Below are 1003 nucleotides of genomic sequence, written 5' to 3' on the forward strand. Positions count from 1 at the left end.
TCCACCACCAGTGACACAAAACACTCAAGGTAGTGCTAGACCAGCAGGTTTCTCGGCTGAAGCAGGAGGAAGAAACAGAAACAATGCTTCTTCTTACGATAGAAAAAGAACTGGGTCATCAAACTTAAGAATACCAATTGTTGGTGGACTATAATAAATGGCAAAACTTTACGATGGTTCTATGAACCAAGGTGAGACTTTAGAGAGTAGATATAATTCTAAAGCTCAAGAACGAGAAATGTATCTTGAGAGAGCAAGAGATTGTTCAGAATTAACTATTCCTACTCTGATACCAGAAAGTGGCTCTACTTATGCAGAAGAATTTCAGACTACCTACCAAGGTATCGGAGCAAGAGGTGTTAATAATTTAGCGTCTAAACTATTATTATCCTTATTACCACCAAATGCTCCATTCTTTAGATTAGCTATTGATAACTTTAAAGTTAGAGAAATAGAAGAAGACGAAAATTTAAGAACACAAATAGATAGTGGATTAGTACAAATAGAGAAAGCTGTCATGGATGATATTGAAATGTCTAATGATAGAGTTGCTGTATTTGAAGCTTTAAAACATTTAGTAGTTGCAGGTAATTGTTTATTATTTGTAGGTAAAGAAGGTTTAAGAGTTTTCCCATTATCTCATTTTGTTATTCAAAGAGACCCAATGGGTAATGTTTTAGAAATAATAACTAAAGAGAGTATTCATTATTCAGCATTACCAGAAAATATTTCAGAATTAATTTTTCAACAAAAACAGGATGTCAAAACAGATGGTACTTGTGATTTGTATACTTGTATTAAAAGACAAAATAATAAATTTTTAGTTCACCAGGAAGTAAAAGGAATTGATATTCCAGAAAGCCATGGTGAATATAAGTTAGATAACTCTCCATACATTCCATTAAGAATGATTAGAGTAGATGCAGAAAGTTATGGAAGAAGTTATGTAGAAGAATATTTAGGAGACCTAATATCACTAGAAGGCCTTACAAAAGCTATAGTA

General features: G+C 32.6%; 1 protein-coding gene. It reads left to right on the plus strand.

What is annotated here, in order from left to right; translation table 11 throughout:
- Positions 1-157: 157 nt before the first annotated feature.
- On the plus strand, positions 158-1003 hold an 846-nt coding region (locus AMN70_RS03300; RefSeq protein ID WP_218836802.1), incomplete at its 3' end, for a portal protein.

The organism is Candidatus Pelagibacter communis, from assembly GCF_001179925.1.
Taxonomy (GTDB): Bacteria; Pseudomonadota; Alphaproteobacteria; order Pelagibacterales; family Pelagibacteraceae; genus Pelagibacter; species Pelagibacter ubique_E.